The following is a 14,826-nucleotide window of genomic DNA, read 5'->3' as shown; positions in this document are numbered from 1 at the left end:
TTTTTCTATACACTGTTTTATTTGACGCTTACCTTCCACTCAAGAAACCCAATAAAATCAAGGCTTTTTCCCCGGCTCTTAAACACTGCCGTGGCAAACAAAAAGTACTTTAATCATAGTTATAATTCTCCTTGATTTGCCCTGAAATGCCCTGTTTTGCAAGGGTTTTCGGGTGTTTTGTAATTTGCTCGTAAAATGCAGACTGTGGCAAATCAGAGCATAGTTTTGCAAGTTATTACTACCTGTTAGTAGTAGAAATGGTAGTAAAACGGGATGGGGTTACTACTAAAGAATTTTATGACAATCATAATAGCAAATCTGCTATAAGAATTGCATGATCAGGATATCCCGATAAATAATTCCAATCCGACAAGTCTTCTCCATTTATATACTTTTCATCCCTAAACACGAAACACCTATCATAGACTTCATTATCTATTTCACAATTTTTTGTCACAAAATGATCTTCTGCAAATTCATATTCTTCTCCTCTTATTGATTTTTTTTCTTTAATACTTTGACCTTTAGGAGTATAAATTTTATATTCTTGATTATCACATAATATTCTACCAATATTCCAGTCTTTTAACTCTGTTCTTCTTCGATAATTATTAAAATCACCGCCCATAATTACTCTAGCAAACTTTTCCAATTGTTTGTATACATATTGCATTTGTTTATATCTCTTATTTGCTTGTTTCTGATATGCTTTCTTTTTTTCGTCTTCCGTTCCTTTTACAGGAATATTCTCCGCCATTGTAATTCTAACGCCAGCAACAACTAATTCCTGTCTGGTTTTCTTTTCAATTAAATCCACCAACAAAAAATTGGGTTTGTTATTTTCGAAAGTGACAACAGAATACATACACTTGTCAAGGCACAGATCAAATAATTCTCTTCGCCATGCTATTAGTATCTCATTCTGCTTATTTTTTGTGTTTTTTGTCTTTTCTTTAGGATAGTAATCGTAATTTCTCTCATCAAATACTTTTTTAAAAAACTCCGATGCATTTTCACAAAATGAAAATTCTGTAAGAATAAGTATATCAGGATTTTGGATTATAATCTCTTTCATTAACAAGTTCGGAAGTTTATTTGTTCCATTTTTATTGGTTGCTTGATTAATATTCCATTCCATTACTTTATACCTGTATTTTGACTTTGTTATCGAATTCTTCCAATCAACCAATATTTTTCTTATATTTTTTAATTCATCACTCTCCTTATTAGTAAGCATTAATTCTGTAAATATACTTGCCATTCCTGGCAAATCAACATTCTCTTCCTCTAAAGTTGTATCATTTTCAATCTTTATTCTTTTTTGTTTCAATTTTTCTAGATAATTTGCTTGTAAAAGTTGAATTAAATACTGTGTTTGCAGTATCTTTATAGAATCTTTTAACTGAACTAAGATGTCTTCTTTCACCGTTTCAAGCATCTGCGCAGTATCATCACTATACTTCGCTTGCATGCCTGTAAAAATAGGTGCATCTTCCTCTTTTCTCAAATCAAAAAGTATTCTATGAATACACTTCCAGTCACTTACTTCTTTAGCAGCATAAACCTCCCTTTCGAAAACTGCAGCTCTAGACATATCCTGCGATGCATCATATTTTTTTATCAAATATTCGAGTGTACAATGCTTCCAATTACTTTTTATGTTAATCAAATTTTCCATAAGCCCTCCTATGCGGTGTTATATAAATACTAATTATTACCCCCCCCTAACTATAGCATTATTTCAGTATTACATCAATACCAATTATTACTAGCTGAAAAAATAACGTCCCAGCCATAAAGCCAGAGTGTCACCATTTTTCTATTTTAAACTACTTTAAACATCTTCTGCGACATCGTTTTCTCCTTCGTCTGCTCAACCTCCGCCTGTGCCTTCCTAAACTCTTCCATCCGCTTCAATTCTTCCTCAGCATCATCGAATCCGATATGCGTGTACACATTCATTGTGACCGATATATCCGAATGCCCCATGAGGTACTGCAGTGTCTTTGGATTCATTCCTGATTTTGCCATATTCGAGCAATAGGTGTGTCGGCATACATGAGGCGTAATGTTTGGCATCTGCACCCGGTAGATGTCATTGTATCTGCCGACCATATGATTGAAACGATGTTGCCAGTGCATTGCCACAAGTGGCATTCCATTATCATCATAGAATAGGAATCCGCTATAGCCGTCTATGGATTTCTCTACTTTCGGTGCATTTCTGTCCTCGATGATTGCCTGAAACATCTGTGCCACATCCTCTGTAATCGGCAATACTCTTGTTCCGGCATCCGTCTTTGTAGTTTCTATGATGTATCGCATATCCGATGTTCTCTGCAATTGGTGGTCGATATTTACAGTTCTGTTCTCAAGATCAATGTCCTTTAGTATCAGTCCACAAAATTCCGATATTCGCATTCCCGTATGAAAGAGTATGTACACCACTTCATAGTATTTGCAGTACACCACATCGTCATGCACAAACTTCAGGAACTTTCTCATCTGGTCTTTTGTGATTGCCTCTCTTGTGACTGCATCATTTACCAATACTCCAGCAAGCTGAAATCCGAATGGATTCTTTACCAGAATGTCATCATCCACCGCCATCTGAAAGGCTGGTCGCAGCACTCCCCGGATGGTATGAATGGAACTGTAGCTTTTCCCATCTTCCTGTTGCAATTTTATAAGGAACAGCTTTGCATCGGAAGTTTTCACACTTCGTATCGTCTTTTTGCCAAATGTTTCCTTCGCAAGCAATCTCTGTACTGTAACATATCCCTGTTTCGTACTTTGCCTTACTCCGGTCTTTGTTTTCAAATATCGGTCTACCAGTTCACAGACCGTCATCTGTCCGTCTACGATATTTACAAGCAAATCCAAATCTGTGTTTACCTGTTTTTCCAGTTCCCTAAGCGATAGACATGGCTTTTTACCCTTTGGAAGTTTGTCCGTAGGTTCCAGTTTCCAACTATATACAAAGTGTGGTTTTCCATCAATGTGATATTTATATTGATATTTTCCATCTGCTCTTACACTCTCTCCTGGTCTGAGAACCCTGCGTTTGGAATCCCGCCTTGTCTGACCTCTTCCTGCCTTTGCCATTATACCCGCCTCCTTAGTTCTGGATGGTTATGCAGATACCTTTCAAAGGCTACACGAAGAATCAGCTTGCGTTCTCCGTACTATGCCAGAAAATCTTCTCCATCCGTATTATTCAATAAATCATAAAATTTTCTCCGGCTCAGAACAAAATATTCAATTGCCTCAGAAGGATTCAAAATATCCTTTTCTGCTAAACTTGGTCTTGCCATAAAAGTACTTCCTTTCTGCCAAAAGTGGCTGTTTTCAAGGGTTTTCGGGGTCATCCTATGTTCGCTCTTATGCCCTGTAATAGCAACTACTTTCGGCAGATAAAAGGAACTATATTTCTGAAGAATTAAGAATAAATTCTTCGAACTTCGGGCGGATAATGAGGAATCGGTTTCCACAGTACACCGCCACCGTTCCAAGGTTATCCTCTGCAATTCTTCTCAGTTTCTTTATACCAATATTAAAATAAGCTGCTGCCTCCTTGATGGTGAGCATATACTTCTCACTAACAGGAAGCATTTCATTGCTTTCTGCATTCATAGTATCTCTCCTTCCGACAAGGTGGTCACACAGCTGACTCCTTTGTACTATTTTTCCTTTTTTGTCATTTTTACTCTGATTCTGTGATATTTGCCCCCAGGGGCGGTCTGAATCTCTGTCACCTTTTATGCAGGGCAACGGTGCCGCCCCTTCACGCACAAAAACTGCGAATTTAAACGGGGTATTAACCCCCAATACAGCTAAATACCATGGTAAACACACCCTTCCCGGTATATCTTCCGGTCTTCGCCGTATTCGTCCCGGCGCCCTTTCTGATATTCAAGTCATTAATACTGACCTTCACCATGAATGGACAGTCCGCATTAGAAAACTCTGCAGCCAAACCACTTCCACCAGTAACCTCAGCCCCATTCCCTTTGCCGGAATCGGCTCCTTCGTATTCAATTTTCTTTTTCCCGGATTACCTTCCAGCTTCTTTACCGCTGTAGGCTTTGGCTTTCTTCCTGCCACTGGAATCCCCTCCTTCCTTAATTTTCTGCACACCCAAGAAATCAATTTCTTGGGTTATCGCGGTGCTCGTCAAATGCTCATGCAAGCATGGCATTTTCCTTACTACTCGTGTAAATAAAAGGACCATGTATTTCTACACGATCCTCATGATGAATATCTATATGTATTTTAAATTTCCAGTTATTAACTCATCTATTTTCCCATCAAATATCTCTTCAAATACTTGCTCACATGGTATCCTGCACATTCGCCTCTCTTTTGAAGTATCTTGAACCCTGAATGCTGTTTGATCCTTTCCTAAACAAGTATTCATATAAGAATCGATGTATGGCATAGCATCCTCTTTCGTAAAGCTAATTTCTTTTTTCAGCCTTACAAACGATGACAATACACTAATACATCTAGCTCCGCCTATACTGATTACACCATTTCTGGCATTTTTATCATCAGAACAAAAGACATAGATTTGTTCACCGAACTTCAAATTCAGCACTTGCAATAAGACATATGACTTCAGTTCTCCGAGATTTTGTCCCTCGCCGATAGTGTCACAATCATCTTGCAGTTGCTTTAAAAAATCTTCTCTACTTATACTGCGGCAGTCCATTTGAGACACAAGAACAAACTTCTCTTCAAAATATCCATCTTTATATGCATCGCACGCAGTTTTAAGCATTCCTGCATATGCGCTGATAGCCCATTCACCATAGACTCCTGATAATTCATCCAGTATCATTTCATCGTCATACATACATATTGATTTTGATTCAATTTTCGACTGAAACCATTCTGGTGCCCCAGCTATATTGTGACGCATGATTTCTACTTGAATCTGTTTATGACAATAAAAGCAATAACCTGGCATTGCCATAATTTTGTCTATTAATTTATTATGATCATCCTTGCGTATCAAATGCATCTTGGATATAAAGTCAGTATCCAGCAAGGCATATTTTTCATTTGCCATATACTCACCTTATTTTCGATTCCGAAATTCCTTTCCGATTTTTTCCAAGTATGCCCTATCAGATTCCTCTCTACTATCCACAAGTAATTCGTGTTCAGAGTTAAAAGCCAGATTATCCAACAAACTTCCATAGCGGAGTAAACTTCCACTATTCTGCTGCCACTGTTCTGCTTTTCCAGTCAATTCAATTCTGATTGCAATGCTTTCACTTTTTTCTTGATAAAGATTTCTGGCCTTCTCTTCTGTAATCACACCGCTCTCTACTAAGCGCAATACAACTGCTTTGTAAGGAAGCGCAAACAAATCCATAAGAATCAGCACATCATCAATCCCCATATTCTCTTTTGAGATTCCAAACATCTTAAACTGTTCTATCACACTGGCATCCGGCATCAAAAGCAACCCTGCAAAAGCATTTGCTTCAAGATCTTCCTGCGTAGCTGCTACTTCATCAACCGTTTTTGAATCCAATAAAGAACCTGATGTAATAGTGCTGGTATTAATATCCTCTGCATAGCAATGAATATGATATAACTCATGTGCCGTTGCAAAAATCTGCTTACACATTGGCAGTTCTGTATTCACACACAAGAAAATCGTACCCTTCTTCACAAAGGTAAACGCCCATAATTCATCATCCCTAAATGGATAACGAAGCACTTCAAGAGCCAGTTCCCTCTTACGTGCATAATTTGAAACTATGCCAAAAATAGATTCTCTAATAATGGTATTTCCACAGTAATTTACAGCAAAAGCCTTTGATAAATCATTTATTTTTTCAAATTGCTTCTCTTGCTTATAAAACAAGTTTTCAAAAAAAGTATCTCCCATTATGCCTCCCAAGGTTTCATCATAGCCATACCATTATCTCTAACTCGACTATGGAAAAGAATCATGTTTGAAAGCTTATCAGCAATATTAAGTGCTTCTTTAGCTTCCTCTGATTCAACTTTTCCCATGAACGCATGAACAATATCTGTATCAACAGAATCTCCCTGAAGCTTGGTAAGTTCTTCCATCTTAACACCCAGGAACTCTGCGATACGCTTCAGTTCTATCGCATTAATCATTCTTGAACCATTAAGCATCTTACTTATTGTCTGTTTATTTGTCTGCAATGCCCCTGCCAAATCTATTTGTTTTCTATTCTGTTTTTTAAGAATTGCTACAATATTTGCAGCTATCATGGAATTCACATCAAACATATTAACTTCCTCCAATCAACAAAAGTCATTCTACCTCATGCTTATTATATGTCACACACGAATTAAAGTCAATATTATAGTTACCATTTTATATCATTTTATTCATTTAGTTTCCATTTCAGTTACTGCAATTCTACGATACCCCCCCTCTTCCATTTCGCGATTTTGTACAGAAAAGGGGGCGCCGGTCTTGGAGCATAAGGGCTGTAGAGATTCAAATACCCCCTACCCTCACTCTCAAAACTTGTATTCCACATATCTATCTTCCGTCATTGTCTTTACATTATGATGATGCTCACATAAAGGCTGCCAGTTCCCACGATCCCAGAAGAGTTTCTGGTCTCCACGATGCGGAACGATATGATCCACGACGGTAGCCATAGTAATATGACCTTCCTCATAACACTTCACACAGAATGGATTGCTCTCTAAGAACTTCCTTCTCTCACGCTGCCACTTAGCACCATAACCACGCTCTGCTGCATGGGCTCTGTCCTTTGTGTGTAAAGGCTTATGTTCCTCGCAATACATCTGACCATGCGGAATAAGTGCTGCACAGCCAGGATGTTTACACGGTATGTTCGGTCTTCTTGGCATACGCACCTCCTACTAATTTGAACCCTGAAGGATTGCTCCCTCAAGGCTCTTCGTTTTGTCCTACTTTCGACACTATCATATTAACATATATGCTTATGCCATGTTGGGACAAAGTGTGCCAACCTTATTCCGGTACAACAAAATTATTTAGTGACGATGCATGAATACGATGCACAGTTCTGTATGACACATTAAGCTCGTAGGAAATATCTTCCCAACTCTCGTTTTTCAGATAACGATATTTCAAAAGAAGTCTTTCCTCTGGGTTCTCCATACTTTCAATCGCCGCATTGATTTCTGAACGTAGGTCTACCAATCTGTTTATCTGTGCATCAATCCTCTGCTCATAATCCCATATCTTTTCAATGGTCTTTATAAACGGCGCTTCCAGATTTCTATTCGGATTGGTACCAATCTTTTCTCCATAAGAACATCCCTGAATTGTACCTCTCATCTCACGAAGCTGTTCCAGTTCCTTAACCTCAACCTGTATCTGCTTATCCAACAGATATGCCTGCTTCAAATACTCTTTAGCTGTCATAAGCCACCTCCGAAAAGTTATTTCCCTCGGATTTACTCTGATTGTCTTATTTCGTCCTGAAGCTTACGGATTAAGAATTCTCCAGCAACCGAAGTCAGCTGTTGATACCACGAACTTCTGAAAAACTTCTCAATCTGTAACGCTTCATCTATTGCCGCCTTGCTTTTTGGATTGCGCTTTACCTTTTTGAGTGCGGCTCTGTAATCAGCAACCGCACTCAGGATAATCGCATTCGCAAGTCTTTCATATGGGTCTTCAAATTGGTTCTTACCTGCCATGTGTTACCCTCGCTTTTACTGCAGCAATCAATCTATTTTGTGTCATATCCTTACTTGCTAAAGCCTTCATAACATCCTCATCTATTGTTCCAGCAGTAATAATATGCTGAACCACCACCGTCTCCGAAGTCTGTCCTTGTCTCCAAAGCCTTGCCACCGTCTGTTGATATAGTTCCAGACTCCAGGTAAGTCCAAACCAAATCAGCATATTTCCACCTGATTGCAGATTCAAACCATGCCCGGCAGAAGCTGGATGTATTAACGCCACCTGCAGCTCCCCGCGATTCCATTTTCTGATGCTTTCCTCAGAATCCAATTTTTCAAAAGGAATCTTTTTCTCAGTAAGTCTTCGCATAATCCTTGATAAATCATGTTTGAACCAGTAAGCCACCATAACAGGTCTGCCATTTGCTGCTTCAATCATATCTTCAAGGGCATCCAGCTTCTGATCATGGATTACAATCTCATCGCCATCATCGGAATACACAGCGCCATTTGCCATCTGAAGAAGCTTCCCGGAAAGAGCCGCTGCATTTGCTGCTGTAATCTCTCCCTTTTTCAAAGGAATAAATAAATCCTCTTCCATGTCCGCATAAAGCTTCGCTTCCTCATCATTCATATAAACCGGATATTCATTACTGATAAACTCCGGCATCTGTAAATGATCCAAGGCTTTCATAGAAATCGTGATATCGGAAATCTTCTCATAAATCTGTTCCTCAGCTCCATTTCTTACCTTATAAGAATAAACAATCGGACCATTCATCCTGTCTGGCACAAAATAATTCACACGATACTGGCTGATAAATCTTCCAAGTCTTTCTCCCATATCCAGACATTTGAATTCTGCAAACAGATCCATCAGTCCATTGCTGGAAGGTGTACCAGTGAGCCCGATTACCCTTTTCACATTTGGCCGAACCTTCATAAATGCCTTAAAGCGTTTACAGTTCCAATTCTTAAAGCTGGATAGCTCATCCAGAACTACCATATCCCAGAAAAAATTCACTCCACTTTGTTCAATCAACCACTGCAGATTTTCACGGTTAATAATGTAAATATCTGCATCCGCCTCCAAAGCCTTTTTCCGCTCTGCTGCTGAACCAAGAACAATGGAATATCTCAGGTGTTTCAGATGATTCCACTTATGAATCTCATCACTCCAGGTATTTCTTGCAACTCGAAGTGGCGCCACCACCAAAACCTTACTTACTTCAAAGCTGTCATAAATAAGCTGTTCAATAGCTGTCAACGTAATACTGGTCTTACCAAGTCCCATCCCAAGTATCACGGCTGCTATCGGGTGTTCTAATATATAATTGATTGCAAACTGCTGATAATCATGCGGTTTGTATTCCATCAAGAATCCCTCCAATCTGTCCTGCATCATCCAAGACGAATACTTTATATCCAAGAGACCTTAGTTGGTCATGCCTGTGCTCCTGTAAAACTCTTGGTTTCTTTCCTGACGCCTTCACTTCCACCAACCCAAATTTCCCATCAGGTAATAAAACAAGTCGGTCGGGCCAGCCCGATGAACCGGAATTCCACTTCTCACACAAGCCACCAAGCTTTTTAACTTGCTTTCAAATAGAATATCACAGGCTGCGCCACCTATTAAAACATACTGTTCTTCATAATCTGCAAAGTACTTCTGAAATGTATCTAATCCTTTGACCATACATATTCCTCCAACATCTCATTAATAGAAATATCTACCCGTTCCTCTTCTTGCTCTTCTCCTGTAAGTGACAATACTACGCTCAAAGGATCTTGAAATCCTTTTCCTAAAAAATCAATAAAATATCCCAGTTCCAAAACAACACAGCCAATTTCTTCCAATTCACTCACTTGTTTTTCCACTTTCACTGCACTATCTTTCAACTCTTTCTTTGTTACTGCATAAGTAGGATAAACATTATCTGACAAAAGAGAATACTCACACAAAGCAGAAATACCTGCTTTCTTTTCTAGTTTCATATCTTCTCTCAGAACAAATCTTCGAATCACCGGATTTCTTAATACATTTTCAATTTGCTGCCATACTTGTTTTCGGTCATTCGGAATATTTATTACTCTTGATTTACCTTTCATGCCCAACACATCAATATTTAAATATTCCAGTTCATCAAAACACCGGCTTGCAGATTTTGTTGACACTCCTATTCGTTTTGCTGCATCAGATACTTTCACTTCATTCCATCGTTCATAAATAGCCATCAGAAGCATTTTTTGCGTCAAAAATGAAATCAGATAAACTGGTGCCAATTCTCTTTCATTTTCCTTACTCAACAAATATCCAATAAATGGAAGAAATACCTGCTTTCCTTCTATTACAAAAGGAATTCCTTCTTCCATCATCTTTTCTTTTATATAAAATGTTGTTCGATCAAGAAATATTGCACAATTTAATCCTGTCATTTTTTCCACGCCAGCTCTGTCTCTACGTAACATAACAAGTCCGACATTATCTTTGGGATGAATAGCCATCCATAATACACCATTCGTCTCTACCGTAAAAATATCATATCTTCCACGATATGCTAACGGGAGCTTTTTATACACCTCTTTATTCTCCGTCATTATTACATTTTGCCGTAATGTTTTTTCCAAAAATTCTTTCATATTAATCACCTTTTTATAAGCGTGACTCTTTTTACGTCACATTTATAATTTATCATATATTATTTGATTTTTCAAGTAATATATGCTTACATAAACTCCAAGAAAAAAGACGTAAGATTCATCTCACGCCTTCCTATTCTAACTATACCGATCCGATCTTCCAAAGGTGTAAATAAGGTGTAAATTCTACGTTTCCATCCAAGAACCCCAATAAAATCAAGACTTTTGCCCCGTCCCTTAAACACTGCCGTGGCATAAAAATAAAATTTTTATCATATGATTTTCTCCTTGTGTTATTGAAAGATTGTGTGATTTGAACCCGCTATGTTCTCAATCACTTAATGATATATTTTGTTCCTCTGCCTTTTCCTTCAACTGCAATCACACCCTTTTTCTCCATAGCTTTCAGTAATTGTGTTGTTTTTGATTTGCCAAATGGGACATATGGTGCAATTTCACTTATTGGTTTCAGCATCGTCTTACTTAAAAATTTGTAAATCACTTTTTCGTCTTCGGTTAAATTGACATTCGTTTCAAATATCGGTAGTACAATTTTTATAGCATTTTCTGACACTTCAAATTCTGGTTTTATCAAACTCTCTGCATATAGTTGTTTGATTCGTGTAATTCCTGTTCCAAATATCTCTACTAATCCCAATCTGTAAAATACATTTGCAAGATTTCTATTTCTTAAAATAGATAGTTTACCTGATAAATATTCTTCTGCCGTTATTCCAGCCGGCAATCCACCAGGAGACACCACTTCTATTCTATCATCAAACATAGAAACTCTGATGTGTGAATTAATATCCCATACCCTATGAATCAAAGCATTTGCAATTGCTTCTCTGAAAGCTGCTTCCGGTATTTTCTCTACCATCTTTCTGTCAGCCCCCTGTATTACTTCATATTGGTAATAATCTCTAAATACAGCAAGTGCTTTTTCATATATTTCTAAAACCGATATATGTTCAAACGTTACTCTTTTTTGAATAATACTGATATTCTCACCGAACTTAACAATATCAATTCCTGAAAAATGATTTTTATCTGCCAAAAGTCCCGCTGCATTATTATAACCATTTATATTGTCATACAGGTTCAATGTCTTTAAAGTATCTTGATTGAAAGTTTCAATGTAAATATTTTCTTTCAGTTTACACTGTAAAATTTCAAAAGATAGCTCCTGCTCTTTACAAGGTAATTCTTCGAAGCTAATATTTTTTCCATCTAATACAAGCCTTGAAAATTCCAATGTATCTACCTCTATCGTTGCTGTATCATTTCGTTTGTATGCTTTTGATTTATATAAATACGGTTTTTGAAGACCACTTTTTACAGTAAGTTTTATCGTCTGGTCATTGTTCTGTATTTCAAGTGTATAGTTTGGTTGAGGTAATATACTGTCATTGATTTTATTTTCGATATCCAGACAGGCCTGTTTTACATCTGGCAATCCTTTCACTTTTCCATTATCATCAACCCCAAAAAGAATTGTTCCACCATTGTAATTCGAAAAGGCACTAACTGTTTTCAAAAAAGTATTCGTAATCGTTTCCTTGAATTCTAATATTCTTGTTTCACGCATAGTAATCGTTCCCTTTCCAACCATAATGATTATATTATATGCAAAAATGCGCCAAAAATCAATCGTATTTTTTTACGATTGATTTTTTAATTGATTTTGAGTGTAGTATTATTTTTTGACCAACTGAATTATGACAACTTTTTTAATTATTCCGATTCGATCTTCCAAAGGTATAAATAAGGTGTAAATTATTTGTTTCTATCTAGAAAATCCTACAAAATCAAGTCTTTCTCGCCATACTTTAAACGTTGCTGCAACGTGTTTTGCCCCAGATTCTGGTTCCAATATAAATCTCATCCCGGACAATTGCCGCTACTGTCGTAGCACTCCAGTGTTTCTTTTTGATCGTGTCAAACCTCTGGAACTGCACCTGATCCCCTCTTGATAATTTCTGCTCATCACAAGTGGCAATCGCCTGTCTGTTCAATTCCCTTGTAATATCTGCAAAACTTGTTCCCTCTACTGCCATCTGAAAAATCATTTTCACAACTTTTGCAGCTTCCGGATCAACTTCCAGCCTTTCATCTCTTTATTGTATTCAGTTATCTATGCCTTGCCATCTGTGAAAATCTCAAATACAAGTCCATTCGTGGTGGCACAAAAATGATTTCCGGACAAATCTGTTTTGCCTGCCATAATGCCATTCCGGTCTTTACACCTTTTTGCTTTGCAATATAATTTGCTGTCAACACAATTCCATGCCTGGCTTCCGGATCACCGCCAACTGCAAGGGGCATTCCGGCAAATTCCGGATGATGCAGCATTTCCACACTTGCATAAAATGAATTCATATCGCTGTGAAGAATTGTCCTGTCTCCCATTAACTCCACCACCTTCTCTCTGTTTTGTTAATTGTCTTATCAATTTCTGTATGCTTAGTATATATCTTCGCATTGGAGATAGTTAAGCGACATCTTGGTCGTATTATCTCCGATATGGAGATTTTTCTTGGTTTTTGATTTTATTCGGGTTATAATGCATATAGAAAAATCAAAAAGAAATGAGGCGAACATATGCGTGCTTTCGGAGAAGTACTAGTAGAAAACAAAAAAAGAAAGCTCCAATGTAGGTCATCTTGCACCCGAGAAGACTTTCTAGAGACCATGGATGTAGTCGGAAAAGTGGGATATGACAGCGCATTTACCTTTATTTATTCCAAAAGAAGCGGAACACCTGCAGCGGCAAAAGAGAATCAGGTGCCGGAAGAGGTTGTAAAAGATCGTTTTGACCGTCTTTTAGCGCAGGTGCAGGAAATTGCACGAGAACGTTCTTCCCGTTTTGAGGAAAGGGTACAGGAAGTATTTCAGTAGTAAAATACTGGCTAAAAGCAGACAGTATTTGGAGAGTACCGTTTAGACATCAGGAGGTAACATAATGGGTAAGAACACGACAAATGATATGACGCAGGGAAACTGCATGCGTTTACTGGTACAGTTTTTTCTGCCGATCCTGGCAGGAAATCTGTTTCAGCAGTTATACAGCTTTGCAGACTCTATGGTGGTGGGAAAAGGAATTGGCGATACGGCACTTGCAGCAGTCGGAAATACCAGTTCCGTACATTTTCTGATCATTGGTTTCGCAATTGGGCTGACAGGAGGATTGGGAATCTGTATTTCTCAGTCTTTTGGAAGTGGCAATTATGAAAAACTTCGTAAGGAGCTGGCAATGTCTGTCTGGATCTGTCTGGCTATTGGGATTGTGATCACAGTGGTAAGTCTGGCCTTCATGCGGCAATTATTTACATTTCTCCATACACCGGAAGATCTGATGACGGAAACACTGCAATATTTCGGAACAATTCTTGCGGGAACCACCATTACAATTTTTAATAATTTTGCCATGACACTTCTGCGTTCCGTCGGAAACAGCCGGGTGCCTCTGGTTGCAATGATAATTTCCGCCATTGCTAATGTTCTGATGGATCTGTTATTCGTTTTTCCGCTGCATATGGGTGTTTTTGGCGCAGCGTTAGCCACTGTTCTGGCACAGGTTCTGTCTGCGCTTTACTGCTGTTACTACATAGGAAGGGAAAAAAATCTGATCCCGAAAAAAACGGACTGGAAACCACAGAGTGTAATCATCAAAAGACTGACATTGAAAGGTCTGCCTGTTGCCGTTATGAATTCTGTCACTGCAGTGGGTGGAATGGTATTGCAGACATTTGTCAACAATATGGGAACAAGCTATGTGGCTGCCTATGCGGCATGCACCAAGATCCTCAGTCTTTTTGAACAGCCGGCAAATACAGTGGGCCTGGCACTTCTTACTTTTGTGGGACAGAATTATGGTGCCGGAAAAAAGGAGCGGATACGTACCGGTATCCGGGAAGGAGTTATCCTGACGATCCTGATAAATATTCCACTGGCTTTGATGTTGCTGTGTATTCCTGAGTTTCTGACTTCTTTCATGTTGAATGATACGTCGATTATTTCTTACACAAGAGATTTTCTGGCGGTTACAGGCATCTGTCTGTTTCCTCTGGGATGGCTGTTTGTGTTCCGCAACGGGTGTCAGGGCATGGGACATACGTTTGTTCCGATGCTTTCAGGAGTCCTGGAAGTGTCTCTTCGAGTGGTCATGGTAAAGCTGCTGACTCCATATCTGGCTTTTCGTGGTGTTGCTCTGGCAGAAGTATCTGCCTGGATCGGCGCCTGGATCATGTTGATGATCACTTACTGGATCTATCAGGAAAGAACGGATTCTTTTCGGTAAGTCTGAGGAGAACATCCTACCTTGGTGCGAAACTGTCGATTGAAATTTGAAAGGTTATGAAATCCGGTATCGAAAGCAATGTCGGAGATACTGCGATCCGTATTGCACAGAAGGTCGCATGCTGATCGGATACGTACCTGATTCAGATATTCAAGTACCTCACTGTTTAATAAGATTTTGGTAGTGTAAATTATTCTGTGTAAACCTCT

Annotated in this window: 18 protein-coding genes and 2 pseudogenes; 2 read left to right on the top strand and 18 right to left on the bottom strand. The window is 38.6% G+C overall.

Annotation, left to right across the window (positions count from 1 at the left end):
* Positions 1-304 precede the first annotated feature (304 nt).
* From HMPREF0373_RS17145 to HMPREF0373_RS06950, 17 genes and pseudogenes are all read right to left on the bottom strand, one after another.
* Entirely contained in the window at positions 305-1,678 is a 1,374-nt protein-coding gene (locus HMPREF0373_RS17145; RefSeq protein ID WP_021738979.1) for an endonuclease/exonuclease/phosphatase family protein, read from the bottom strand.
* Positions 1,679-1,824: 146 nt separating this feature from the next.
* Complete coding sequence (locus HMPREF0373_RS07020) at positions 1,825-3,105, bottom strand: site-specific integrase (protein ID WP_021738978.1); 1,281 nt, start codon at positions 3,103-3,105, stop codon at positions 1,825-1,827.
* 80 nt (positions 3,106-3,185) lie between these two features.
* The gene (locus HMPREF0373_RS17500) at positions 3,186-3,314 is read right to left on the bottom strand and encodes a hypothetical protein (protein ID WP_278244319.1); all 129 of its coding nucleotides are present in this window, start codon (positions 3,312-3,314) and stop codon (positions 3,186-3,188) included.
* Positions 3,315-3,423: 109 nt separating this feature from the next.
* On the bottom strand, positions 3,424-3,633 hold the full coding sequence (locus HMPREF0373_RS07010; RefSeq protein WP_044963320.1) for an excisionase: 210 nt from the start codon (positions 3,631-3,633) through the stop codon (positions 3,424-3,426).
* Between the two features lie 300 nt (positions 3,634-3,933).
* Positions 3,934-4,104, bottom strand: a complete 171-nt coding sequence (locus tag HMPREF0373_RS17850) for a hypothetical protein (RefSeq protein WP_457851863.1) — start codon at positions 4,102-4,104, stop codon at positions 3,934-3,936.
* A gap of 157 nt (positions 4,105-4,261) precedes the next feature.
* On the bottom strand, positions 4,262-5,071 hold the full coding sequence (locus tag HMPREF0373_RS07005; protein WP_021738973.1) for a hypothetical protein: 810 nt from the start codon (positions 5,069-5,071) through the stop codon (positions 4,262-4,264).
* Between the two features lie 9 nt (positions 5,072-5,080).
* Positions 5,081-5,902 carry an ImmA/IrrE family metallo-endopeptidase gene (locus HMPREF0373_RS07000; protein WP_021738972.1) on the bottom strand — a complete coding sequence of 274 codons (822 nt, stop codon included), beginning with the start codon at positions 5,900-5,902 and terminating at the stop codon, positions 5,081-5,083.
* The gene (locus HMPREF0373_RS06995) at positions 5,902-6,276 is read right to left on the bottom strand and encodes a helix-turn-helix domain-containing protein (protein ID WP_021738971.1); all 375 of its coding nucleotides are present in this window, start codon (positions 6,274-6,276) and stop codon (positions 5,902-5,904) included. Before HMPREF0373_RS06995 ends, HMPREF0373_RS07000 begins: the two co-directional genes overlap by 1 nt.
* Before the next feature lie 237 nt (positions 6,277-6,513).
* On the bottom strand, positions 6,514-6,873 hold the full coding sequence (locus HMPREF0373_RS06990) for an HNH endonuclease (RefSeq protein WP_044963318.1): 360 nt from the start codon (positions 6,871-6,873) through the stop codon (positions 6,514-6,516).
* A gap of 124 nt (positions 6,874-6,997) precedes the next feature.
* Complete coding sequence (locus HMPREF0373_RS06985) at positions 6,998-7,414, bottom strand: DUF1492 domain-containing protein (RefSeq protein ID WP_021738969.1); 417 nt, start codon at positions 7,412-7,414, stop codon at positions 6,998-7,000.
* A gap of 32 nt (positions 7,415-7,446) precedes the next feature.
* Positions 7,447-7,692: a hypothetical protein gene (locus HMPREF0373_RS06980; protein WP_021738968.1), complete on the bottom strand. Its 246-nt coding sequence runs from the start codon at positions 7,690-7,692 to the stop codon at positions 7,447-7,449.
* Positions 7,682-9,052 carry an SNF2-related protein gene (locus HMPREF0373_RS06975; RefSeq protein WP_044963316.1) on the bottom strand — a complete coding sequence of 457 codons (1,371 nt, stop codon included), beginning with the start codon at positions 9,050-9,052 and terminating at the stop codon, positions 7,682-7,684. Before HMPREF0373_RS06975 ends, HMPREF0373_RS06980 begins: the two co-directional genes overlap by 11 nt.
* Before the next feature lie 114 nt (positions 9,053-9,166).
* On the bottom strand, positions 9,167-9,373 hold the full coding sequence (locus HMPREF0373_RS16425) for a hypothetical protein (protein WP_021738965.1): 207 nt from the start codon (positions 9,371-9,373) through the stop codon (positions 9,167-9,169).
* A complete protein-coding gene (locus HMPREF0373_RS06965) occupies positions 9,358-10,317 on the bottom strand; it encodes a hypothetical protein (protein ID WP_021738964.1) in 960 nt (319 codons plus the stop codon). Before HMPREF0373_RS06965 ends, HMPREF0373_RS16425 begins: the two co-directional genes overlap by 16 nt.
* Positions 10,318-10,651: 334 nt before the next feature.
* Positions 10,652-11,905: an ATP-binding protein gene (locus tag HMPREF0373_RS06960; protein ID WP_044963313.1), complete on the bottom strand. Its 1,254-nt coding sequence runs from the start codon at positions 11,903-11,905 to the stop codon at positions 10,652-10,654.
* A 241-nt stretch (positions 11,906-12,146) separates the two neighbouring features.
* A complete protein-coding gene (locus HMPREF0373_RS06955) occupies positions 12,147-12,386 on the bottom strand; it encodes a recombinase family protein (RefSeq protein WP_021738962.1) in 240 nt (79 codons plus the stop codon).
* A gap of 73 nt (positions 12,387-12,459) precedes the next feature.
* Positions 12,460-12,726 (bottom strand): annotated as a pseudogene (locus HMPREF0373_RS06950) (Y-family DNA polymerase); the annotation flags it as partial.
* A gap of 258 nt (positions 12,727-12,984) precedes the next feature.
* Between HMPREF0373_RS06950 and HMPREF0373_RS06945 the strand changes: the two are divergent.
* Positions 12,985-13,206, top strand: a pseudogene (locus HMPREF0373_RS06945) (tRNA (N6-isopentenyl adenosine(37)-C2)-methylthiotransferase MiaB); the annotation flags it as partial.
* A gap of 73 nt (positions 13,207-13,279) precedes the next feature.
* A complete protein-coding gene (locus HMPREF0373_RS06940) occupies positions 13,280-14,617 on the top strand; it encodes an MATE family efflux transporter (protein ID WP_021738959.1) in 1,338 nt (445 codons plus the stop codon).
* Here HMPREF0373_RS06940 and HMPREF0373_RS17740 read toward each other — a convergent pair.
* Positions 14,590-14,727, bottom strand: coding sequence for a helix-turn-helix domain-containing protein (locus tag HMPREF0373_RS17740; protein WP_409337762.1), 138 nt, complete (start codon positions 14,725-14,727; stop codon positions 14,590-14,592). The two genes, HMPREF0373_RS06940 and HMPREF0373_RS17740, sit on opposite strands and share 28 nt — an antisense overlap.
* Positions 14,728-14,826 lie beyond the last annotated feature (99 nt).

Source organism: Eubacterium ramulus ATCC 29099 (assembly GCF_000469345.1).
Taxonomy (GTDB): domain Bacteria; phylum Bacillota; class Clostridia; order Lachnospirales; family Lachnospiraceae; genus Eubacterium_I; species Eubacterium_I ramulus.
Note: the sequence above shows the minus strand (reverse complement) of the source record. Positions and strands in the feature narration are given on the sequence as shown.

What these genes read in the sequence shown, in the direction of transcription:
- HMPREF0373_RS06980 (WP_021738968.1), bottom strand. Translation starts at nt 7,692, where the DNA reads ATGGCAGGTAAGAACCAATTTGAAGACCCATATGAAAGACTTGCGAAT.
- HMPREF0373_RS06955 (WP_021738962.1), bottom strand. Translation starts at nt 12,386, where the DNA reads ATGATTTTTCAGATGGCAGTAGAGGGAACAAGTTTTGCAGATATTACA.
- HMPREF0373_RS17145 (WP_021738979.1), bottom strand. Translation starts at nt 1,678, where the DNA reads ATGGAAAATTTGATTAACATAAAAAGTAATTGGAAGCATTGTACACTC.
- HMPREF0373_RS06940 (WP_021738959.1), top strand. Translation starts at nt 13,280, where the DNA reads ATGGGTAAGAACACGACAAATGATATGACGCAGGGAAACTGCATGCGT.
- HMPREF0373_RS06990 (WP_044963318.1), bottom strand. Translation starts at nt 6,873, where the DNA reads ATGCCAAGAAGACCGAACATACCGTGTAAACATCCTGGCTGTGCAGCA.
- HMPREF0373_RS06985 (WP_021738969.1), bottom strand. Translation starts at nt 7,414, where the DNA reads ATGACAGCTAAAGAGTATTTGAAGCAGGCATATCTGTTGGATAAGCAG.
- HMPREF0373_RS07000 (WP_021738972.1), bottom strand. Translation starts at nt 5,902, where the DNA reads ATGGGAGATACTTTTTTTGAAAACTTGTTTTATAAGCAAGAGAAGCAA.
- HMPREF0373_RS07010 (WP_044963320.1), bottom strand. Translation starts at nt 3,633, where the DNA reads ATGAATGCAGAAAGCAATGAAATGCTTCCTGTTAGTGAGAAGTATATG.
- HMPREF0373_RS17500 (WP_278244319.1), bottom strand. Translation starts at nt 3,314, where the DNA reads ATGGCAAGACCAAGTTTAGCAGAAAAGGATATTTTGAATCCTTCTGAG.
- HMPREF0373_RS07020 (WP_021738978.1), bottom strand. Translation starts at nt 3,105, where the DNA reads ATGGCAAAGGCAGGAAGAGGTCAGACAAGGCGGGATTCCAAACGCAGG.
- HMPREF0373_RS06975 (WP_044963316.1), bottom strand. Translation starts at nt 9,052, where the DNA reads ATGGAATACAAACCGCATGATTATCAGCAGTTTGCAATCAATTATATA.
- HMPREF0373_RS06965 (WP_021738964.1), bottom strand. Translation starts at nt 10,317, where the DNA reads ATGAAAGAATTTTTGGAAAAAACATTACGGCAAAATGTAATAATGACG.
- HMPREF0373_RS06960 (WP_044963313.1), bottom strand. Translation starts at nt 11,905, where the DNA reads ATGCGTGAAACAAGAATATTAGAATTCAAGGAAACGATTACGAATACT.
- HMPREF0373_RS16425 (WP_021738965.1), bottom strand. Translation starts at nt 9,373, where the DNA reads ATGGTCAAAGGATTAGATACATTTCAGAAGTACTTTGCAGATTATGAA.
- HMPREF0373_RS07005 (WP_021738973.1), bottom strand. Translation starts at nt 5,071, where the DNA reads ATGGCAAATGAAAAATATGCCTTGCTGGATACTGACTTTATATCCAAG.
- HMPREF0373_RS06995 (WP_021738971.1), bottom strand. Translation starts at nt 6,276, where the DNA reads ATGTTTGATGTGAATTCCATGATAGCTGCAAATATTGTAGCAATTCTT.